This is a genomic window from Comamonas sp. Z1, from assembly GCF_008121555.1.
GTDB classification, from domain to species: domain Bacteria; phylum Pseudomonadota; class Gammaproteobacteria; order Burkholderiales; family Burkholderiaceae_C; genus Comamonas; species Comamonas thiooxydans.
Window position 1 is genome coordinate 511,107 of sequence record NZ_VOQT01000002.1, and the last position, 22,012, is coordinate 533,118.

The window sequence follows — 22,012 nt, forward strand, 5'->3', positions numbered from 1 at the left end:
GTCAGGCCTCTTGCAGCGTGTCGGCCTGCATCTTCCGCATCAGATTGCTCGCGGATGGTGCTTCGCTGCCGTCGTTCATGGCCTTGACTTCCATGCTGCGCAGGTGCACCGACAGGGCCAGGCGCTTGGCTTCACCCTCTTCCTCGGCCAGCTTTTCCATGGTTTTCTCGATGCGGCTTTGCAGGCCCTGCGGCATCGTGTATGGCAGGATCACCCACAGGCTGTGCTCGTCCACGCGGGTAATCAGATCGGACTCGCGCAGCTGGGCATTCAGGCGCACGGCGAGTTCGTCCAGCAGCTCGGTGATCTGCCAGGGGCTGAGTTGCTGCGCCGGTAGCCCCTTGTGCTCGAGCTCCATGCGCATCAGGTGGAAGCTGAACTGCGGGTTGCGCGCCTGGATGTCGCTGGCCCAGCCCAACATTCGCTTGAAGCCCTGCGGGTCCACATAGTTGCGCGCCTTCAGCGGCGGGTAGGCCTCGCCCACTCCGCCATTGCGCACAGCCTGACGCCCACTGGCGCTCAGCATCAGCGTGGCGACTTCACGCACCTCCAGCTCGTCGGGCGTGCTCGTGCGCGCACAGTCCAGGCAGCGCGCCTGGACCATGGAATCGACCGATGAGCGCTGGCAGCTGCGGCAGTGGTACTGGGCCAGCGGCTTGTCGTAGTCCACGCCGATGTGACGCAAATGCACATGGCATTTGGGGCAGTCCAGCGCACCGCCTTCAACGAACTGCGATTCGGCGCCGACATGGCCGCAGGCAAAGCAGTGCAGCATTGACTCGCGTCGGGTGTCCAGGCTCTGGCAATGCGGGCATACGTCCACGAAATGGATGTGCGCCGAGCCGCAACCCGAGCACAGCCGGGTGCGGTCCACCAGCCCCTCGGAGCGCAGCAGCCCGCGGCGGCGCAGCTCCTCCAGCGCCTGGGACACGCTCTCCTGTGCGCAGGCCAGTTGCTCCGCGACCGGATAGCGGTAGAGCTGGTCGCTGTCGCGGTCGAGCAGCGGCCGAAAGCCCGTCTGCGGCCCGCGTTCGTAGAGGAAGTACAGCAGACGCTCCTCCAGCCCCAGCACATCGCCAGGATCGGGCAGCATCTGGCGGCGCAAGGCCATGCCCTCGGTGACTTCATGTGCCCGCTCCACGCTGCACAGCGCATCCACGTACGGCTGCGCGTCGCGCAGCGCCGGTTCCGCAAAGACCGGCAGGCTCCACCAGTCGCTCTGGCGGGTGCGATTGAGCCATTTGCGCCAGACCTGGTGCGGCACGGCACGCAAATAAATGCCCTGCGGCTGTACACCGGAGTGCATCAGCGCATCCAGATCCTGATAGGAGACAGATCGCTCTGACTCAGGGACGGCTGTAGTGAGTGGCCCCAGAAAAACCAAGCCTGCCTTGGTGCGGATGGCTGTATCCATCAGACTCTCCTGTGTTGCGCGCGCCGGGCTGCACAAGCTCGGGGCGCTGTTTCGGAGAGCTCATTTTTCGGTTTGGAAGTGAAGCTTCGACTACCGTTTTCATAGCTTTTAAACTTTGAAAACCAAGTTGCATTTAGCAAACAAACAAGCTGTACAGCCGTTACGCTACATCCACATACAGAGTTGGACATTCACGCTGTTCCTGCCTTATCAATTCGGGTTTTCATCAACCCGAACTTCCCTTGGGCCTCTCGGGGTGACAACACAAACCAACACAAAAAGTCACCGTCGACACACATGAGCAGCGACTCAGCGGAAACTGTATGCAGACATGTAAAACCGAACCGGCCATCTGGCGCACGCACAGGTAACATTTGCGGCAGTCAATAACCCCAGGAATTGACAAAAGTAGTCCAACAGCTTGTTTTCACGCAGGAAGAAAAGCAGAGACTCATGGCAGGAGCTCACCGGACTAGCCAGCAAAGCAGAGGACAATAGGCGTTTTTGGATCCGCACGATATGACCGACATACAACGCCCCGAACTGCCCGACCATCTGTCCGTTGACCCTCGCAGCCCCCACCATGTGGCCGCCGTGTTCGAGCACGACATCGGCATCCGCTTCAACGGCAAGGACCGCTTTGACGTCGAGGAATACTGCGTGAGCGAGGGCTGGGTCAAGGTGCCCGCCGGCAAGACCCTGGACCGCAAGGGCAAGCCCCTGCTGATCAAGCTCAAGGGTACGGTCGAAGCGTATTACCGCTAAACCCAGTCCCCGTGGCCGCACAACGCCTGAACAAGCGCCAGCTCAAGCGTGAGCTGAATGCCGTGCGGCCATACTCTCGCAGCCAGATCGCCGATGGACAAAGGCAAGAGGCCGAGCTGCGACACAGAATCACGGAGGGCGAGCTGGGATGGTTGATGCCCGGGCTTGCGCTGCCTTGGCAAACCTGGGTGCAACAGGTGCTGCGACCCGAAGCCATCGCTGTACAGCCCGCGCTTTGCAGCAGCTTCGTTTTAGGGATGGACATACCGCTGCTGCAACGCTTTGCCGCAGAAGTGCCAGAGTCCAACAGACTCTATGTACACAGCCTGAGCGATGCTCAAGCGCTGGTCTTCGGCGATGCAGGGCACTGCGTCAAGGCCACCCTGCAGCAGGGGCAAATCAGCGACTGGCAAACCAGTCCCGCGGAAGCCTCCGAGCCTGAAACACGATTGCGCGCAGCAGACGCCACGGCTTTGCATGCTGCATGGCAGTGCTTTGCTCAAGAGATGGATTGCCCCGCCAACCTGAGCCAGTTCCGCGCACAAGTGTTTGATGCTGGTCTGCAGAGCCAGCGTCTGGTTTGCATTTCACCCATCACGCTGGATTGGATGGATCGCTACGCCAACATCCACACCGACTGCCGCTGGTTCAATGGTGTCAGCCGCATCCTGGATGGCAGGGAAATCATTCACACCATAGTGCATGGAAGAGACTGAAGGCTTGAGTTCAAGCCTGTTCAGCCTCTCCCCCTTTCACACCAAGCGCATAAAGCTATTTATTCAATAGCATTCAGCTCGCTCAAGCCAGAGCTTCCGCAGGACCGAAGAACTCATAGTGCACCTGGGCCTCGGGCACGCCCAGCTCGCGCAGCGACTGCTTGACACTGCGCATGAAGCCGCGCGGGCCCAGGAAGTAGACATCGGCATCGCGTGACTCGGGCAGCCACTGGGCCAGTCGATCGGTGCTCAGCAGGCCCTGGGCATCGACCTCGTCGCCCGCGTCTGCCTGGTCGTAGCAATAGCGGCGCGTGAGCTGCTCGTGGCTGTTAGCCAGCGCATCAATCTTCTCGCGGAAGGCATGCACGCCGCGATCGCGCGCGCAGTGGATGAAGGTGATCTCGCGCCCCGTGGGCAGCGCGGCCTGCAGCATGGGCAGCGTGGGCGTGATGCCCACACCGCCGCTGATCAGCACCAGGGGCTTGGCATTGGCCTGCAAGGTGAAATGGCCGGCAGGCGGGAACAGCTCCAGCGTATCGCCCACATGCAGCTGGTCGTGCAAATGGTTGGAGACCTTGCCGCCGGCCTCGCGCTTGACGCTGATGCGATAGCTCTTGCCGTTGGCAGGCGCCGACAGCGAGTAGTTGCGGCGCTGCTCCAGGCCGTCGACCACCACGCGCAGGCCGATGTACTGGCCTGGCTGATGGGCAATCACCGCGCCGCCGTCCACGGGTTCCAGATAGAAGGACGTGATCTCGGCGCTTTCGGCCTCTTTGCGCACCAGCTTGAAGGCACGCGCACCACGCCAGCCGCCTTCGGCTGCCGCAGTCTGCTCGTACACCGCGCGCTCCGCACCGATCAGGATATCGGCCAGCTGCTGATAGGCGGCGGCCCAGGCGGCGATCACCTCATCCGTGGCGATCTCTGCCCCCAGCACCTCGCGAATGGCGCGCAGCAGGCAGGCACCGACGATGGGGTAATGCTCGGCCTGTACCTGCAGCGCCACATGCTTGTTGATGATTTGCGCAGGCAGATTGCCCAGGTTTTCCAGTCGGTCGATGTTCTTGGCATACATCAGCACGCTATGTGCCAATGCTCGCGGCTGGGCACCGCTTTGCTGGTGCGCCTGGTTGAACAGCGGGCGCACCTCGGGATACTCACCCAGCATGGTCTGGTAGAAATGCGTGATCAGGGCCTCGCCGCCGGTTTCCAGCAGCGGCACGGTGGCCTTGACGATCTCGCGTTGACGTTCGGTAAGCATGCAAATCTCCTGGTTGCTGCCTTGCCAGCTGCAAGGCTTGAGCGGATAAATGCAAACGGCGTGCCAGCAACAAGACCATTGCAGAACAATGGCTTGCAAAAACATGCGTCAATATGACATCCATCAATTGCTGTCTCATTGACACCATCCGATGTCGTTATGACAACATCCCACATTCTCAACGCCGTCAGCCCGCTGATCGCCGATCTGGCCCAGGACCTGTCCGAGCGCGAACGTCTGCGCCGTCTGCTGGCCGCACTGCGCAATCTGTTGCCCGCCGATGCCGTAGCCCTGCTGAAGCTCGAAGGCGAATGGCTGCGCCCCATGGCGATCGACGGCCTGATGCCGGACACGCTGGGCCGGCGCTTTCGCCTGGGCGAGCATCCGCGCTTTGCCCAGTTGCTGGCGGCCGGCCAGGCCATGCGCTTCGAACCCGACAGTCCCCTGCCTGATCCCTATGACGGGCTGGTGGCGCACAAAGGCCAGGCCATCAGCGAGCTGCATGTGCATGACTGCATGGGCTGCGTGCTGCAGCTGGGCGGCCTGCCATGGGGTCTGCTGACGCTGGACGCACTGGAGCCGGGCCGGTTCGCCGACCCCGCGGCGCTGGCCATGCTGCAGGCCTTCAGCAATCTGGCCGCAGCCACCGTGGCCACGGCCGAGCGCGTGCACCAGCTGTCCCAGCTCGCGCGCGGCGCCACCGGCTCGGCCAGAGCGGCCGCGCCGCAGGAGCGCGGACTGCAGGGCGCAAGCCCTGTCATGCGCCAGTTGCAGAAAGACATTGCCCTGGTTGCCGCCAGCGATCTTTGCGTGCTCGTCACCGGCGAAACCGGCACCGGCAAGGAGCTGGTGGCCCAGGCAGTGCATGCGCAGTCGGGCCGTGCCGACAAGCCCATGATCAGCATCAACTGCGCGGCCCTGCCCGACAACCTGGTCGAGAGCGAGCTGTTCGGCCATGTGCGCGGGGCCTTCACGGGAGCACTGAGCGAGCGCAGCGGCAAGTTCGAGCAGGCGCATCAGGGCACGCTGTTCCTGGACGAGGTCGGCGAACTCTCGCTGCCCGTGCAGGCCAAGCTCCTGCGCGTGCTGCAAAGCGGCCAGCTGCAGCGCCTGGGTTCGGACCGGGAGCACCATGTGGATGTGCGCGTGATCGCCGCCACCAACCGCGACCTGGCTGCGGAGGTCCGTGCCGGGCGCATGCGCGCGGACTTCTATCACCGCCTCAATGTCTATCCGCTCACTGTGCCGCCGCTGCGCGAGCGCGACAGCGACGTGCTGCAGCTGGCGGGCTATTTCCTCGAGGAGAACCGATCCAGACTCAGGCTCGGCGGCCTGCGCCTGGATGCGGCCGCACAGGCGGCCCTGCTCAATCGCAGTTGGCCCGGCAATGTGCGCGAGCTCGAGCACTGCATCAGCCGCGCCGTGCTCAGGGCCCTGAGCCGCAATGACGGCAGCGCCAGCCGCGCCGGCGCCAGGCTGCGCATCGTGACCCTGGGACTTGCCGATCTCTGGGAGCGGGCCGAGGCACCTGCCGCCGCACAGGCCACAGCATCCATGGACCCGGCCACCGCTGAGGTGGCGCCCGAGGCCGGTCTGCGCGCCGCCGTCAGCGCCTATGAACGCCAGCTGGTCAGCTCCAGCCTGGCCCGCCACCGGGGCAGCTGGGCCGCCGCAGCGCGCGAGCTGCAGCTCGATCGAGCCAATCTGCAGCGCCTGGCCAAGCGGCTTGAGATCGACAGGCCTTGATCAGCGGCCCTGGATGCCCAGCAGCTCCACATCGAAGTTCAGCGTGGCATTGGGGGGAACGGCACGGCCTGCACCACGGCTGCCATAGGCTATGCCGGGAGGACATGTCAGCTTGGCCTTGCCACCCACTTTCATCTTCTGCACGCCCTCGGTCCAGCAGGGAATCACGCCATTGAGCGGGAACTCGATGGGCTGCTTGCGTGCATAGGAGCTGTCGAACTCCTTGCCGGTATCGGGGAAGTAGCCGCGGTAGTGCACCTTGACGGTGTCCGTCGCCTTGGGACTGGGCCCGCTGCCTTCGACCTGGCTTTCATAGATCAGCCCGCTGGCGGTAGTGACCGGCGCAGCATGAACCACTGCGCCAGCGCCCAGAGCAAATACAAATCCGATCACGGAGATTGCTTTTTTCATATCGGATGCACTGAGTAAACAAAACCCGACTTTATTACGAAGTCGGGTCGAGAAAATGTCACGGCAGCAATGCCGCAAGCCGCACCTATCTCAGATCCGGGCAATGCCGATATCGTCCAGAGCCTTGGACAGATGCGCCACAGAGCGATCCGAGTCATGCCATTTGTCCAGGCCGAACAGGCCGATGCGGAAGGTCTGGAAGTCCGGGCCTTCATCGCATTGCAGCGGAACGCCAGAGGCGGTCTGCAAGCCCACCTTGAGGAAGGCGCGGCCGCTCTGGATTTCCGCGTCAGTGGTGTAGCTGACGACCACGCCAGGCGCCTTGTAGCCCTCGGCGGCGACGCTGGGGAAGCCGCGCGACTGCAGCAGCTCGCGCACCTTGCGTCCCAGTTCCATCTGTTCTTCGCGCACCTTGGCAAAGCCGTATTCGCGCGTCTCCAGCATCACGTCACGCAGGCGCAGCAACGCATCCGTGGGCATGGTGGTGTGATAGGCGTGCTGGCCTTTTTCGTAGCCCTCGGCAATCTGCATCCACTTCTTCAGATCGCAGGAGAAGCTGGAGCTCTGCGTATGCTCTATGGCCTCGCGAGCGCGCGCCGAGAGCATGACCATGGCGCAGCAAGGCGAGCTGCTCCAGCCCTTTTGCGGCGCCGAGATCAGCACGTCCACGCCGGTTTTTTCCATATCGACCCACATGGCGCCGGATGCCACGCAGTCCAGCACGAACAGCGCGCCGACCTCGTGCGCGGCATCGGCGACGGTGCGCAGGTATTCATCGGGCAGCATGATGCCGCTGGCCGTCTCCACGTGCGGGGCAAACACCACTTTGGGACGCTCCACGCGAATGGTCTCGGCCACATCCGCTGCCGGACATGGCGCCCAGGGGTCCTGGCTGCCCTCGCCCTGCTTGCGCGCCTTGCAGACCACTGAGCCGCCGCCCAGGCCCGCATCGGCGTCGAAGATCTGCGTCCAGCGGTAGCTGAACCAGCCGTTGCGCACGATCAGCACCCGCTCGCGATTGGCGAACTGGCGCGCCACGGCTTCCATGCCGAAGGTGCCGCTGCCGGGAATCAGCACGGCCGTGTTGGCGTGATAGACGTCCTTGAGCATGCCCAGGATGTCCTGCATCACGCCCACGAACTTCCTGGACATGTGGTTGAGCGCTCTATCGGTGTAGACCACCGAGAATTCGAGCAGGCCATCGGGATCGATATCGGGCAGAAGTCCGGGCATGGGGGTTATCTCCGCATAGAAAAACAGCTGGGCAGCTTATCACGCAGCGGTACAGCCTCTGGCCCGCCAGGCACGTTGGCTACACCCGCTGCGCCGCTCTTGTGCCAAGCTCACGCTCACGCCGCCGACTGCGACTGCTGAAACACCCGAATGCCTGCGCCTCCAACACCATCTGTCGACGCCTGCGCTTATGCAGCCCTTGAAGGGAAGCTGCAGCCGCCCAGGCTTGGCCACGCCTGCGTGCCGCGCAGCAAGCTGCTGGGAATGCTGAAACAAACGCCGGAATGGCGGGTTCTGATGCTGCGCGCCCCGGCTGGCTACGGAAAAACGACGCTGATGAGCCTGCTCTTCGAGCACCTGGGCAGCGCGCCCGCCACCTTTTGCCACTGGTTGACGCTGGACCCATGCGATGAGGACCCCTTGCACCTGCTGACCCATCTGCAGGCCTGCATAGACCGCAGTTGGGGCAGCCGCAGCGCCAGCGGCATCGCGCGCTTTGCCGATCTGGGCACATGGCTACAGGCCGTGGCCCTGCTGCCCGGGCAGCGGGTGCTGTTCCTGGACGAGCTGGAATCGGTGCAGACAAGCGCCTCGGTACGACTGCTGCATCAGCTGCTGCGCTTTGCGCCGGACAATCTGCGTATCGTCGCCAGCGCCCGCCCCCATTCCCCCATTGCGCTCGCGCGCATGAAGGTCGGCGCGGGTCTGCTGGAGTGGAGCGCACGTCAGTTGCGCTTCGATGACGGCGAAACCCGGGCCTTGCTGCAGGTGGGCAATGTCGGCCGCCCCCCGCCACCCCAGCCATGGCTGGAGCTGATCGCCCAACGCTGCGAGGGCTGGCCTGCTGCACTGCGCCTGGGGGCGCTCGCGCTGCATCGTAGCGAAAACGACCCGCGCTTCCTGGACATGCTGCAGGACAACCGCTCCGATCTGGCCGAATACTTGGCCAACGAGGTCTTCGAGCAACAGCCACCGCAATGGCGAGCCTTTCTGCTCGACACCTGCGTGCTGCGCTATCTGCTGCCCTCTCTGTGCGATGCGCTATGCGGACGCAGCGACAGCGCGCCGCTGCTGGAGGAGATGGCGCGGAGCCTGCAATTCATCACGCCGCTGAGCCAGGGGCCGGGGCAGAGCGGCGCCTGGATCTGCCACTCGCTGCTGCAGGATTTCTTGCGCAAGCGCCTGGACGCCCTTCACCCCGGTCGCGCCGCGCTGCTGCACTGCAGGACAGCAGCCTGGCTGGAAGCCAGAGGCCTGCTGACCGAAGCCGTGGGACACGGTCTCGATTGCGGCAACCCGGATTTCGCTGCCGCGCTGGTGAACCGCGCAGCTCGCCCGCTGGTGCTCAGCGGACACCTGGCGACAGTCCAGCAAGCGATTGCCCGCCTGCCCGCGCATATCGCGGACAGCCATCCAGGCATTGTCTGGGCCTCTGCCCGCGCGCATGCCTATCTGCATCAGGTCGAGGAGGCTCAGGCGCGCTTTCAGCAGCTGCGCGCGCTGTCCGCCCAGCAGGCGTTCGACCGCCCGATGCGGGAGGACTATCTGGCGCTGGAGGCGCTGATCTCCATTGCCTCGGGCGATATGGAGCAGGTGCTTCGTGTCATCCAGCGCAATCTTTCATGGACCGAAGGTGACTATGCGCGAGGCAGCATGCTCAATGTGCAAGCCTATGCCGAGCTTGCGCGCATGAACTTCGATACGGCGCTGGCGCTGCTGGATCAGGCCGACCTCCACAACCGCAAGGCCTTGCACTTGTTCGGCCTGTCAGCTGCACAGGGGTTGCGTGCGGCCATCTGGAGTTCGCGCGGCGAACTGCGGAAGGCTCTGGCTTGCTACAGCGGCCAGAGCATGGATGAACGCAGCGAGTATGCAGCCCCCGGCCTGGGGCTGCGCTGCGAATTGCTCTACGAAACCGACCAGCTTGATGCGCTGCAAGCATTGCTGGCCCTGCATACGCCACATGCTGACGACTCCCAGGCCACTGATCTGGCGATAGGCAGCTATCTGGCTGCGGCACGGCTGGACTTTGCGCGCGGCAACCACGAGGCCGCGCAAGCCATTCTGGACAGGACGCTGGCACGCGCCCTGCAACGGAATTTTCACCGGCTGGTGATGGCTTGCCGCTGGGAGAAGGTGCGCATGGCCACGCTATCGGGCCAGCATGACCTGGCGCAGAAGCTGATGCCCGCAGAACGGCCCGATGCAGGCCGCTTTCACTTCGCCACCGATGCCGAGGCTGGCGACCTGACCTGGCTGCGCCTACTGGTGCGCAGCGGCCAGGCGCGCCAGGCACTGCCAGCCATTGCGCAGCGGCTGGCCCAGGCGCAGTTCATGCAGCGCGGCTGGCGCGCGCTCAAGCTCGGCATTCTGCATGCCTGCGCGCTGGACGCGCTGGGCCAATGCAGCGATGCCGATGCTGCATTGGCCTCAGCACTGGACATGGGTAGCCGACAAGGCTTTGTGCGCAGCTTTGCCGACGAGGGGCCGCCCGTGCTCGACCGCATCGGCGCCTGGTTGACCAGCGCCGCGCCACTGCCTGCACCGCGCGAATATCTCCACCAGGTGCTGGCGGCAGGACGCAGCACGGCTGATGCGCAGAAGAAGCCGCGACACATCGGCACATTCAGCCAGCGCGAACGCGAACTGCTCCAGGCACTGGCACTGGGCGGACGCAACCAGGAAATCGCCCAACGGCTGCAACTGACTGAAAACACGGTCAAGTGGTACCTGAAACGGCTGTACATGAAGCTCGATGCACACAACCGCACGCAGGCCATCGCCCAGGCCCGGCGTCTGCACCTGCTGGACTGAGACACTGTTCACGAACCCACATGTCCGTTTTGATCGCTCATCTTGGACACTCGGGGTTCATCCGCACCTTCCGACAACGCGCCCAGGGCCGTAGCGCGAGACGCCTGGGCGACTGCAAGACCTGGCGACAAACCCTAATACCACCCAAACAGGTGGTGACGCATCTTGCCCCCTGTTCCTAGACTGCCTGCCACACAACGAATGATGGAGGCAGGCAGCATGAGCAATCCACCGCAAGGATTCCCCACATCAGGCGCTCGGCAGCCCGGCGATGCATCGACGGCAGTGACCAATGCCGTCTTTTCCAAGGTCAGCTGGCGCATCCTGCCGCTGCTGCTGATTGCCTACATGGTGGCCTACCTCGATCGCGTCAACGTCGGCTACGCCCAATTACAGATGAAGGAGACCCTGCCCTGGGATGTGGCTGTCTACGGCCTGGGCGCAGGAATTTTCTTCATCGGCTACTTTTTGTTTGAAGTGCCCAGCAACATGCTGCTGGAGCGGATCGGCGTGCGCAAGACGCTGCTGCGCATCATGGTGTGCTGGGGCCTGATCGCCGCAGGCATGATGTTCGTGCAGACGCCGACACAGTTCTACATTGCACGCTTTCTGCTCGGAGCCTTCGAGGCCGGTTTCTTCCCCGGCATGATTCTGTATTTCACCTACTGGTATCCGTCAACGCGCCGAGGGCAAGTGATCGCCACCTTCATGGCAGCCACGACGATCATCGGCGTTCTGGCCGGGCCGTTGAGCGGTGCCACCCTCAAATACCTGAATGGGGTCAACGGCTGGCACGGCTGGCAATGGCTGTTCCTGGTGCAAGGCCTGCCCGCAGCAGTGCTGGGCGTGGTGGCTTTTTTCTGGCTGCAGGACAAGCCCGGCTCGGCCAAATGGCTGACCCACGCCGAAAAGGATGTGATCAACGAGAGCTTCGCCCAAGAGCAGAGCTCCGCCACCGACAAGGCCGCCAACGCCACCCACGGCCAGTTGCTACGCGATCCGAAGACGTGGCTACTCGCGCTGACGTATTTCTGCCTGCTGGGGGCCAGCTACACCATGGTGTTCTGGATGCCGACGCTGATCCAGAGTTGGGGCGTCAAGGACGTGCTGACCGTCGGCCTGCTGGCCGCCATCCCCAATGCCTGCGGCGTGGTGGGCATGATTCTGATTGGCCGCCACTCGGACCGCCATCGCGAGCGCCGTCTGCACTTTGCCGCCTGCACAGGCCTAGCCGCGGTTTGCCTGTACGCGACGACCCTGCTGCAGGGCAATCTGCCGGGCTCGCTGCTCGCTCTGTCGCTTGGGGTCATCGGCCTGGCCTCGGCCACGCCGCTGTTCTTCGCCATGGTCAGCGAGTATCTGCCCGCCAAGGTAGCCGCCATCGGCATCGCCCTTATCAACTGCCTGGGCAACCTGGGCGGCGCCTTCAGCCCCTATGCGAACGCCCTGCTCATCAAGCAGACCGGCAACAACACCTACAGCATGTATCTGGTGATCGCTCTGTATGTCTCAGCGGGTCTGCTGCTGCTCTTGACCGTGCGCCCGCCCCCACGGCATGCCGTGCCGCAGGTGGCCTGAGTCGCCCCGGATACCTGCACGCAAGCCTCTATCTTCTATCCCCCAACAATGAGTTCACTTCATGAAGACATCGATACAGGACACTCCCAGCCTCCAGGGCAAGATCAGCGCCGAGGAATGGCGCACGCGCATCGATCTGGCGGCTGCCTACCGCCTAGTCGCGCTGATGGGCTGGGACGATATGGTCTACACCCACATTACCGCCAAGATTCCTGGGCCGGAGCACCACTTTCTCATCAATCCCTACGGCATGATGTTCGACGAGATCACCGCATCCTCGCTGGTGAAAGTCGATCTTGCGGGCAATGTGGTGATGGACTCGCCCTTCCCCATCAATCCGGCAGGCTTCACCATCCACAGCGCCGTCCATGCGGCGCGCGAGGACGCCGGGTGCGTGCTGCACACCCACAGCGTCAACGGCGTGGCCGTGTCGGCGCAGGCGGATGGCGTGCTGCCCATCTCCCAGCAGTCCATTTTCGTGCTCAGCTCGCTCGGCTACCACGACTATGAGGGCGTAGCGCTGCGCGACGATGAAAAGCCTCGCCTGGTGCGCGACCTGAGCAACAACAATTTCTTCATGCTGCGCAACCACGGCCTGCTGACCGTGGGCCAAAGCGTCGCCGACGCCTTCATGGCCATGTATACCTTCGAGTCGGTGTGCATGATCCAAGTACGCGCGCAGTCCGGCGGCGGCAGACTGACCATGATTGACCCGGCCATCATCGCCACCTCGGCGCAGCAGGCGCAGCAGGTCACCAAGGGCATGGGCTCCGGCGCGCTGAACTGGCCGGGGCTGCTACGCAGGCTGGACAGGCGCAGCCCCGGTTACGAACGCTAGCCCTCCGCCCTACCAGGTATCGACAAACCGGGCCGGCTCATCGCGCAGTCGCGCACCGGCCAGGCCGCGCACCAGCCAGGCGCGGGTCTCCGCAGGGTCGATGACGGCATCGACTTCCAGCGTGGCCGCCATGTGCATGGCCTCGCCATGTGCGTATTGCTGGGCCAGCAGCTTCTGGAACAACGCCTCGCGCTGCGCGCCCTCGGGCAGGGCTTCGAGCTCCTTGCGAAAGCCCAGCCGCACAGCCCCTTCCAGGCCCATGGCGCCGAACTCGCCCGTGGGCCAGGCCACATTGAAGATGGGCGCATGAAAGCTGCCCGCCGTCATGCCCATGGCGCCCAAGCCGTAGCCCTTGCGCAGCACCACGCTGAAATACGGGACGCGCAGCTTGGCCGCCATGACGAACAGCCGGCTGACATGGCGCACCTGGGCGGTTTTCTCGATCTCCGGCCCGACCATGAAGCCGGGCGTATCGACCAGGCTGACGATGGCGATGCCGTGGGCATTGCACAACTGCATGAAACGCGCCGCCTTGTCGGCCGCATCGGCATCGATGGCGCCGCCCAGATGGCCCGGGTTGTTGGCCATCAATCCCACGGGCCGCCCCTCGATGCGCGCCAGCGCCGTGTGGATACCGGCGCCGAAGCCGGTTCTCAGCATCAGCAGGCTGCCCTCGTCCACCAACCCGGCCATGGCTGCGCGCGTATCGTAGGCACGCAGGCGGTTCTCGGGCACGACCTGGCGCAGCAGACGCTGATCGGGCTCGGACCATTGCTCGACCCGCCCCTGGAAGAAGGACAGATAGTGCCTGGCCGCGGCCACGGCCTGGGCCTCGTCGTCGACCAGGATATCGATCACGCCATTCGCATGCTGCACGCTGGCGGGGCCGACTTCCTCGGGACGGAAGACACCCAGGCCGCCGCCCTCGATCATGGCCGGTCCGCCCATGCCGATATTGCTGCTGCGCGTGGCGATGATCACGTCGCTGCAACCCAGCAGCGCCGCATTGCCCGCAAAGCAGCGGCCATGGGTGATACCCACCACGGGCACCTGACCCGAGAGCGCCGCATAGGCCGCGAAGGTATGCACATGCAGGCCTGCGACCACGGGCGTGTCGGTATCGCCGGGCCGGCCGCCGCCGCCTTCGGCAAACAGCACCACGGGCAGCTTTTGCTGCAGCGCGATGCCCAGCATGCGGTCGGTCTTGGCGTGATTGCGCGCCCCCTGGGTGCCGGCCAGCACCGTGGCGTCATAGGACATGACCACGGCGCGCGAGCGCTCCGCGCCGAACTGCGCGGCATTGATGGAGCCCATGCCCGTGACCATGCCGTCGGCCGGCGTGTTGGCCACCAGATCGTCGAGGCTGCGCCTGCGTGTCTGCGCGGCAATCGCCAGCGCCCCGTACTCGATGAAGCTGCCTGCATCGCAGAGATCGGCAATGTTCTCGCGCGCGCTGCGGCTGCCCTGGCCATGGCGTCTGGCCATGGCATCGGGCCGCGCTGCATCGAGCGTGAAGGCATGGCGATCCTTGACGCGCTGCAGATCGTCTCGAATGTGGTCGGGATCCTGCCGCTGCGGCACGACCTCGGCATGCGCGGCCTCCCCCTGAACGGGCGCGAGCACCAGCAAGGCCTGGTCCTGCGCCACATAGCTGCCGGCCTCCGCGAGCAGCGCCTGAACCCGGCCCGCCGCCTGCGCGAACAGCACATGCTGCATCTTCATGGCTTCGAGAATGCCCAGCTCGGCGCCCTTGGCCACCGTCTCGCCCACCGCAACAGACCACTGCACGACCCTGGCCGGCATGGGGGCCAGCACTGCATTTTCAGGAGCTTGCTGCGCTTGGGATACATTGTTTTTAGACTCAAAAGTATCTAAATTCCTTGAATGACTTGCGCTTGAAGCTATCTTTTCTGCGGCTTCCACCAGCTGCGGCAGGACCTCTTCCAGCCAGCGCGTGTGCACGGTCTGCTCCAGCATCTCGGGCCGCTGGGCCAGGGCCTGCAGCAGCGGCAGATTGGTGGCCAGGCCCGCGATGCGGCAGTCGGCCAGCGCGCGCCGGGAGCGGCGCAGCACATCCTCGAAATGCGGCGCGTTGCTGTGCACGACGAGCTTGGCCAGCAAGGTGTCGTAATGCGGCGACGGGCTCGCCCCCTGCTGCGCATGACCGTCCAGGCGTATGCCGGGGCCTTGCGGCCACTGCAGCGCGGCAATGCGGCCGCTGCCGGGGCGGGAGTTGCCCTGGGCATCCAGGGTTTCGGCATTGATGCGCCACTGCATGGCATGGCCGCGCGGCCGGGGCGGGGCATTCACGTTGAGGCCCAGGTCGGCAAAGTGCTCGCCCGCCGCAATGCGGATCTGGGCCTGCACCAGATCGACGCCAAAGACCTCTTCGGTAATCGTGTGCTCCACCTGCAGGCGCGGGTTGGCCTCGATGAACACATAGGGCAGAGACTCGGACTGCAGATCGACCAGAAACTCGAACGTGCCCAGGCTTTCGTAGCGCAGCCTGGCTGCCATGCGCAGCGCATCCTCGGTGATGCGCTCGCGCAGCGGCTGCGTCAGGCTGGGGCTGGGCGCAATCTCCACCAGCTTCTGAAAGCGCCGCTGCAGCGTGCATTCGCGCTCGCCCAGCGCCATCGGCCATTCGCTGCCGTCGCCCAGCAGCTGGATCTCGATATGGCGCGCGCCGCTCATCAGCCGCTCGACATAGACGCCATCCACGCCGAAGGCTGCCTGGGCCTCGCTGCGGCAGCGCTGGTAGGCGGCCGCCACTTCGGCAGCCTCGGTGACCGCACGCATGCCGCGACCGCCGCCGCCGCCGATGGCCTTGATCATGATGCCGCTGGCCCCGTCGGCCTGCTGGCGCGCAAAGAACTGCTGTGCCTGCTCCAGCGTCACGGCCTCGGTGCTGCCGGGCATCAGGGGCACACTGCATTGCTGCGCCAGCGCACGGGCCCTGGCCTTGTCGCCAAGCAGCGTCAGTTGCTCGGGCGTCGGGCCGATAAAGCGCAGGGCCGCTGCCGCACAGGCGCGCGCAAAGTCCGCGTTCTCGCTGAGAAAGCCATAGCCCGGGTGCAGCGCATCGCAACCGTGCTGCTGCGCGATACGCAGCAGCTGCGCGCCATCGAGATAGGCAGCCGGTCCGCTGGCGCCCAGTGCCTGCGCTTCGTCAGCGGCCTGCACATGCGGGGCCGCCGCATCGTCGGCGGCATACACCGCCAGGCTGGCAATGCCCAGCTCCTGCAGCGCACGGATGATGCGCAGCGCGATTTCACCGCGGTTGGCGATCAGGACTTTCTTGAACATAGGACTCTCGTTTTAATAGCTTTTAGCGCTCACCAATCAATGATCACAATCACTTTTGATGCAAAAAATCAGGGAATATTTCGCAGCAAACGGCGCAGCACCTTTCCTGCGCCCGTGGCCGGTAGCGCATCGATGAAGCGCACCTCGCGCGGCGCCTTGTAGCTGGCCATGTTTTCCTTGCTCCAGGCCAGCAGGCCTTCCGCTTCCAGGCTCTGCCCGGGCTTGCGCACGATGAAGGCGCGCACGACCTCGCCTTTCTGAGCGTCGGCAACACCGATCACGGCAGCCTGGGCGATGGCCGGATGCTTGATCAGAATCGTCTCCACCTCCTCGGGGAACACGCTGTAGCCCGAGACCTTGATCATTTCCTTGAAGCGGCCGATGAAGGTCAGATAGCCGTCCGCATCGAATTTGCCCATATCGCCGGTATGCACCCAGCCGTCCTTGAGCGTCTTGGCCGTGGCCTCGGGCTTGTTCCAGTAGCCCTTGAAGTTGCCCGGGCCGCGAATGATGATCTCGCCCACCTCGCCTGCAGCCAGCGGTGCGCCGGTCTCCGGATCTATCACCCGGATTTCGTTGCCCGGCGCGGGCTTGCCATGGGTGCCCCAGCGAATGGCATCGCCCGGCATGAAGGTATCCATGGTGTGGGTTTCGGACAGGCCGTAGGCCGCCTCGCTGGAGATGGCATTAGGTGCGAACCTGCGCCATTGCTGGGCCAGATCCTCGGTATAGCTGATGCCGAAGCTGGTGACGGTGTTGCGGCGCAGCGCGCTGAAATCCATCTTCTCCACGCCGGGCACCTGCATCAGCGCCACATTCATGGGCGCGATGCTGTACCACCAGCTGACACGGTAGCGCTCCAGCGCCTGCGCCACGGCCAGCGGATCGAAGCGATGCAGCAGCACGCAGGGCGCCCCCGAATGCACGGGCATGTTCACCCCCATGGACATGCCGGCGATGTGATAGAGCGGCGCCACGGCCAGCAGGACATCCTCGGCGCTGACGCCGGTCACCCGGGACGCGCCGGCCGTCTTGTAGGCGGCCGCGCCAAAACTCAGCATGGCGCCCTTGGGCAGGCCCGTGGTGCCCGAGGTGTAGGTCATCAGCGCCACCTCGTCCATGTCCACCTCGACATGTGAAGGCCTGGCGCCGCTGTGCATGAGATCCCAGAACGACGTCACATTGCCGGGCAGCGGCTGCACGGGGGCCTGCAGTTCGACAGGCAGGGGCAGCGTGACTCTGGCGGGCAGCCAGTCGCCGTAGCGCACGGCCAGCACATGCTGCAGTGCGGTGCTGCCGCGCACCTTGTCGACCACGGGCAGCAGCACATCGGCCGCAATGATGACCCTGGCCTGCAGATCATTGAGCTGATATTCGAGTTCATGCTCCTTGTTAAGCGGCCCGCAGGGACAGACGATGGCCGCGATCTTCTGCACCGCGTAGTGCGCAATGATGTACTGCGGGCAGTTGTTCATGAACAGGGCGACAGGCTCGCCGGGCTTCACGCCCAGTTGCTGCAGATGCGCGGCCACGGCATCGCTGGCCTCGTCCACCTGGCGCCAGCTGATGTGCTGGCCGTACCAGATATAGGCATCGCGCTCGGGGTGCTGGCGCGCATTGCGGCGCAAGGCCTCATGCAGGGGAATGAGGATTTCGGATTCAGCCATGGTTGTCTCCTGGGTGTCTCGTATAGACCGAACAGCGGCGCCACTTTGCGGGCGTTCTCAGGGATTGCCTTAGGGCAATCTGCTGCTCGGCGTCTTGTCAATGTATACCTGCCGGTAGAACAATGCTACCCATTGGTATAACGAATGCGACACACGCAAACCCTCATGCCCGCCACGACCAGAAAGACCGAGAAAAAGCCGGCTGCGCCCGTGGCGCCGCGCGGCCGCCAGCGCCTGCCCACAGCCGGCTCCGACGAGAAGCGCGAGCGCATTCTCAAGGCCGCCGAAGCCCTGTTCGACCGCTATGGCTATGCCAACACCACCATAGAGCAGATCGTGCAGGCGCTGGGCGTGACCAAGCCCTTTGTCTACTACTACTTCCGCAACAAGCAGGAGATCTTCGAAACCCTGTGCTGGGCACCGACCGAGGCCTGTTTCACGGTGCTGGACTTTGCGGCCGACGACCCGCGCCCCGCGCATGAAAAAGCCATCGACGGTCTTCAGCGACTGATCGCCGCCACCATTGCGCACTACCCGGCGGGCTTCTTCCCCTACCGCGAGCCGCAGGCCTTCAGCCCCGCCTATCTCAAGGCCTCGCGCAATGTGGCCCAGCAGTTCTACAAGCAGTTCTGCGCCCTGCTCGACGAAGGCCGCGCCAGCGGGCATTTCGATTTCCGCGACACCCGCATCACGGCACAGGCGGCCTGCAGTCTGCCCGGCTTTCTCTACAACTGGTATCAGCCTGGCGGCAAGCTGGGCCCAGCCGAGATGGTGGTCGAGCTCACCGAGCTGGCCTCGCGCGTGCTGGGCCTGCGCACTGCGGCGGCCCCTGCGCGCAAACGCGCGGCCAGAGCCGCGCCGGCGCCGGCAGCGCAGAACCCTTCGCCCCCCAGGCGCCGCAAGAGCGCTTCATCCACCACCAACAGCGCCAGCTGAGAGCCTCGAAGGCCAAGGCGCCATTCCAACTCCTGGAGACAAAACCATGTCAGTTCGCTTCTCAGCCCTTGCGCTGGCTGCCAGCCTGTGTGCCGGCACCGTATCCGCCCAGACGGCAGAGCCGTTCAAGATCGCGTTCATCGACCCGCTCTCCGGCCCGTTTGCCAATGTGGGTGAAGTCATGCGCAACCATGTGCTCTACGCCGTCGATGACGTGAATGCCAAGGGCGGCCTCTACAACGGCGCGAAATTCCAGCTGCTGCAGTTCGACAGCAAGCTCTCGGCCCAGGAGAGCCAGAGCGCGCTGCAGGCCGCCATTGACCAGGGCGCACGCGTGGTGGTGACCGGAGGCTCGGGCTCATCGGTGGTCACGGCCTTGGTGCAGGCGGCGGCGCGCTACAACCAGCGCAACCCGGGCAAGGAGGTGCTGATACTCAACCACAGCTCCATCGATCCAGAGCTGACCGGCAAGTCCTGCAGCTTCTGGCATTTCATGTTCGACGCCAACACGGCCATGCGCATGCAGGCCATTGCCAACTACATCAAGACCCAGCCCGAGATCCGCAAGGTCTTTCTGCTCAACCAGGACTACGCCCATGGCAAGCAATGGGCTAGCTTCGGCCGCAGCATGGTAGCCAAGGCAAGGCCGGATGTGCAGTTCGTGGGCGAGACCTTGCACCCCATGGGCCGCATCAAGGACTTTGCGCCCTATGTGGCCAAGATCAAGGAGGTCGGCACCGATTCGGTCATCACCGGCAACTGGGGCCAGGATCTGGCTCTGCTGCTCAAGTCCGCTGGGGACTCGGGCTACAACCTGCGCTACTTCAACCACAGCGCAGGCGGCTTTCCGGGCACCGTGACCTCGATTTCCCAGGCCAGGATCGGCCAGGTGACCTGGGTCGCGGAATGGCATCCCGGCATGGCCGACCGAGCCCAGGCAGACGCCCGGGCCAGGGAGTACAAGGCCAGGATGAACCAGGACTTTCTCGCCCCGCGCATGGATCTTGTGCCGCGCATGCTGGCCGCTGCCATGGCCAAGGCCCAGTCCACCGAGCCCGTGAAAATTGCCAAGGCCATGGAGGACATGTCCATGGACACCGTCTTCGGCCCCGTCAAGATGCGCGGCAAGGACCACCAGCTGCTGCTGCCCCAGGTCGTCAACACCATCGCCCCCGTGGACGGCAAGCTGGTCAAGACCGGCTGGGAAGGCACGAACTACGGCTTCAGAACCGATGCCGTCTATTCCGCCCAGCAGCTTGATCTACCGACCGAATGCCAAATGAAACGGCCTTGAGCAAAAGACTACAACACAGCAACTGAAGCTTGAAACCGGCGCGCACCAAGCCAGAGACAGCGAGCAAGAGCCGCCTCGCAGCGAGGCTGTCGTCCTCCCTCCCGAAGAGAGAGGGGGAAGCCGCTACGCGGCTCAGGGGGTTGGTGTACTGTAAGTACGCCGTCCAAACACTCCGCTGCCCACGCGCACCATGGTGCTGCCTGCTGCCACGGCGGCTTCCAGATCGCCGGTCATGCCCATGGACAGCGTGTCGAAATGTTCCAGCCCCGCGAGACCACTGGCCTTGATGGACTCAAAAACGGCTTTGGCCTTTTTGTGGACTACGCATTGCGCCTCGAAATCAGGAGCATCGTCAGGAATGCTCATGATGCCGCGCAGCTGCAGATTGGGCAGTTTCACCATGGCTTGGGCCAGCTCCAGTGCTTGCTCGGCCATGACGCCGGACTTGGTGGCACCGCCATCCACATTGACCTGGATGCAGACATTGAGCCGTGCCATGCCTTGCGGACGCTGGGCCGAAAGGCGCTCGGCGATCTTGAGCCGGTCCACGGTCTGAGCCCAGTCGAAATTCTCGGCCACCAGCCGCGTCTTGTTGCTCTGGATGGGGCCTATGCAATGCCACTGCAGCGCTTCGCCGCCCGCCAGCTGCATAGCGCGCACCGCGGCAATTTTCTCCACGGCCTCCTGGATATAGTTCTCGCCAAAGCTGCGCTGGCCGGCCAGCACCGCCTCGCGCACCGCATCCGCGCCAAAGGTCTTGGAAACGGCCAGCAGTTGCACCGATGTCACGGGCCGGCTTGCACTGGCGCAAGCGGCTGCCATGCGGGCATGAATCTGCCCCAGATTGTTTTCAATCGTCGTCATAATTGGCGCCAGAGTATCAAACCAGAGAGGGATCTCCGTGGATATCACGCAATTGCTGGCATTCAGTGTCAAGAACAAGGCTTCGGACTTGCATTTGTCGGCAGGCCTGCCACCCATGATTCGCGTCCACGGCGATGTGCGCCGCATCAACATCGATCCGCTGGACCACAAGACCGTGCACGCCATGGTCTACGACATCATGAGCGATGCCCAGCGCAAGCAGTACGAAGAGTTTCTGGAAGTGGACTTTTCGTTCGAGATTGAAGGCCTGGCCCGGTTTCGTGTCAATGCCTTCAACCAGAACCGCGGCGCGGCGGCCGTGTTCCGTACCATTCCCAGCAAGATCCTGACGCTGGAGCAGCTCAACGCCCCCAAGATCTTCGCCGACCTGGCCCTGAAGCCACGTGGTCTGGTGCTGGTGACCGGCCCCACGGGCTCGGGCAAGTCCACCACGCTGGCCGCCATGGTCAACTATCTCAACGAGACCGAGTACGGCCACATCCTGACGGTGGAAGATCCCATCGAATTCGTGCACGAGTCCAAGAAATGCCTGATCAACCAGCGCGAAGTCGGCCCCATGACGCTGTCGTTCGCGGCAGCGCTGAAGTCCGCGCTGCGTGAAGACCCGGACGCGATCCTGGTCGGCGAAATGCGGGACCTGGAAACCATCCGTCTGGCCATGACGGCGGCCGAAACCGGGCACCTGGTGTTCGGCACGCTGCACACCTCGTCGGCCGCCAAGACCATCGACCGTATCATCGACGTGTTCCCGGCCGAGGAAAAGGAAATGGTGCGTGCCATGCTGTCCGAGTCGCTGCAGGCCGTGATCTCGCAGACGCTGTGCAAGACCAAGGACGGCCAGGGCCGTGTGGCCGCACACGAGATCATGCTGGGCACGCCCGCCATCCGCAACCTGATCCGCGAAGCCAAGGTGGCACAGATGTACTCCACCATTCAGACCAGCCAGAACATGGGCATGCAGACTCTGGACCAGAACCTGACCGATCTGGTGCGCCGCAACCTCATCAGCCCGGCCGAAGCGCGCAGCAAGGCGAAGATTCCCGAGAATTTTCCTGGATGATGCCTCCCCCCTGAGCGGCTTTGCCGCTTCCCCCCAGGGGGACGACGCCCTCGCCGCGAGGCGGCTCTTGCTCGGCGTCTCTCACTTG

Annotated in this window: 16 protein-coding genes; 9 read left to right on the forward strand and 7 right to left on the reverse strand. The window is 64.2% G+C overall.

The annotated features are described in order from the left end of the window. Position 1: 1 nt before the first annotated feature. Positions 2-1,414 (reverse strand): hypothetical protein, encoded by a 1,413-nt coding sequence (locus FSY45_RS05695; protein WP_003068497.1) that lies wholly within the window; start codon positions 1,412-1,414, stop codon positions 2-4. A 519-nt stretch (positions 1,415-1,933) separates the two neighbouring features. Here FSY45_RS05695 and FSY45_RS05700 point away from each other — a divergent pair. Further along, positions 1,934-2,179: a DUF3297 family protein gene (locus FSY45_RS05700; protein WP_003068494.1), complete on the forward strand. Its 246-nt coding sequence runs from the start codon at positions 1,934-1,936 to the stop codon at positions 2,177-2,179. Between the two features lie 11 nt (positions 2,180-2,190). After that, complete coding sequence (locus tag FSY45_RS05705; protein ID WP_046461647.1) at positions 2,191-2,895, forward strand: hypothetical protein; 705 nt, start codon at positions 2,191-2,193, stop codon at positions 2,893-2,895. Between the two features lie 82 nt (positions 2,896-2,977). Here FSY45_RS05705 and hmpA read toward each other — a convergent pair whose 3' ends face one another. Next, positions 2,978-4,156 carry an NO-inducible flavohemoprotein gene (hmpA, locus tag FSY45_RS05710; RefSeq protein WP_003068487.1) on the reverse strand — a complete coding sequence of 393 codons (1,179 nt, stop codon included), beginning with the start codon at positions 4,154-4,156 and terminating at the stop codon, positions 2,978-2,980. Positions 4,157-4,315: 159 nt separating this feature from the next. Between hmpA and norR the strand changes: the two genes are divergently transcribed. Continuing rightward, positions 4,316-5,902, forward strand: coding sequence for a nitric oxide reductase transcriptional regulator NorR (gene norR / locus FSY45_RS05715; protein WP_003068486.1), 1,587 nt, complete (start codon positions 4,316-4,318; stop codon positions 5,900-5,902). Here norR and FSY45_RS05720 read toward each other — a convergent pair whose 3' ends face one another. Together FSY45_RS05720 and FSY45_RS05725 are read right to left on the reverse strand one after the other, a co-directional pair. Then, positions 5,903-6,313 carry an FKBP-type peptidyl-prolyl cis-trans isomerase gene (locus FSY45_RS05720; RefSeq protein ID WP_039050153.1) on the reverse strand — a complete coding sequence of 137 codons (411 nt, stop codon included), beginning with the start codon at positions 6,311-6,313 and terminating at the stop codon, positions 5,903-5,905. Positions 6,314-6,403: 90 nt separating this feature from the next. Next, positions 6,404-7,546, reverse strand: a complete 1,143-nt coding sequence (locus FSY45_RS05725) for an aminotransferase class V-fold PLP-dependent enzyme (RefSeq protein WP_046461646.1) — start codon at positions 7,544-7,546, stop codon at positions 6,404-6,406. Positions 7,547-7,810: 264 nt separating this feature from the next. Between FSY45_RS05725 and FSY45_RS05730 the strand changes: the two genes are divergently transcribed. From FSY45_RS05730 to FSY45_RS05740, 3 genes are all read left to right on the forward strand, one after another. Next, positions 7,811-10,360 carry a LuxR C-terminal-related transcriptional regulator gene (locus FSY45_RS05730; RefSeq protein WP_187427532.1) on the forward strand — a complete coding sequence of 850 codons (2,550 nt, stop codon included), beginning with the start codon at positions 7,811-7,813 and terminating at the stop codon, positions 10,358-10,360. Between the two features lie 219 nt (positions 10,361-10,579). Then, positions 10,580-11,938 (forward strand): MFS transporter, encoded by a 1,359-nt coding sequence (locus FSY45_RS05735; RefSeq protein WP_046461704.1) that lies wholly within the window; start codon positions 10,580-10,582, stop codon positions 11,936-11,938. 61 nt (positions 11,939-11,999) lie between these two features. Beyond that, positions 12,000-12,776, forward strand: a complete 777-nt coding sequence (locus FSY45_RS05740; RefSeq protein WP_046461644.1) for a class II aldolase/adducin family protein — start codon at positions 12,000-12,002, stop codon at positions 12,774-12,776. 9 nt (positions 12,777-12,785) lie between these two features. Here the strand turns inward: FSY45_RS05740 and FSY45_RS05745 are convergent, their stop codons facing one another. Next, positions 12,786-16,082: a carboxyl transferase domain-containing protein gene (locus FSY45_RS05745; RefSeq protein ID WP_046461643.1), complete on the reverse strand. Its 3,297-nt coding sequence runs from the start codon at positions 16,080-16,082 to the stop codon at positions 12,786-12,788. A 68-nt stretch (positions 16,083-16,150) separates the two neighbouring features. Next, positions 16,151-17,749, reverse strand: coding sequence for an AMP-binding protein (locus FSY45_RS05750; protein ID WP_046461642.1), 1,599 nt, complete (start codon positions 17,747-17,749; stop codon positions 16,151-16,153). Positions 17,750-17,914: 165 nt separating this feature from the next. Between FSY45_RS05750 and FSY45_RS05755 the strand changes: the two genes are divergently transcribed. Together FSY45_RS05755 and FSY45_RS05760 are read left to right on the forward strand one after the other, a co-directional pair. Next, entirely contained in the window at positions 17,915-18,685 is a 771-nt protein-coding gene (locus FSY45_RS05755; RefSeq protein WP_046461641.1) for a TetR/AcrR family transcriptional regulator, read from the forward strand. Positions 18,686-18,731: 46 nt separating this feature from the next. Then, entirely contained in the window at positions 18,732-19,979 is a 1,248-nt protein-coding gene (locus tag FSY45_RS05760; RefSeq protein ID WP_046461640.1) for a branched-chain amino acid ABC transporter substrate-binding protein, read from the forward strand. Between the two features lie 132 nt (positions 19,980-20,111). On the opposite strand, the gene FSY45_RS05765 is transcribed toward FSY45_RS05760, so the two are convergent. Further along, a complete protein-coding gene (locus tag FSY45_RS05765; RefSeq protein WP_046461639.1) occupies positions 20,112-20,843 on the reverse strand; it encodes a YggS family pyridoxal phosphate-dependent enzyme in 732 nt (243 codons plus the stop codon). Positions 20,844-20,880: 37 nt separating this feature from the next. On the opposite strand from FSY45_RS05765, the gene FSY45_RS05770 reads away from it, so the two are divergent. Next, a complete protein-coding gene (locus tag FSY45_RS05770) occupies positions 20,881-21,924 on the forward strand; it encodes a type IV pilus twitching motility protein PilT (protein ID WP_003068464.1) in 1,044 nt (347 codons plus the stop codon). Positions 21,925-22,012: the final 88 nt, after the last annotated feature.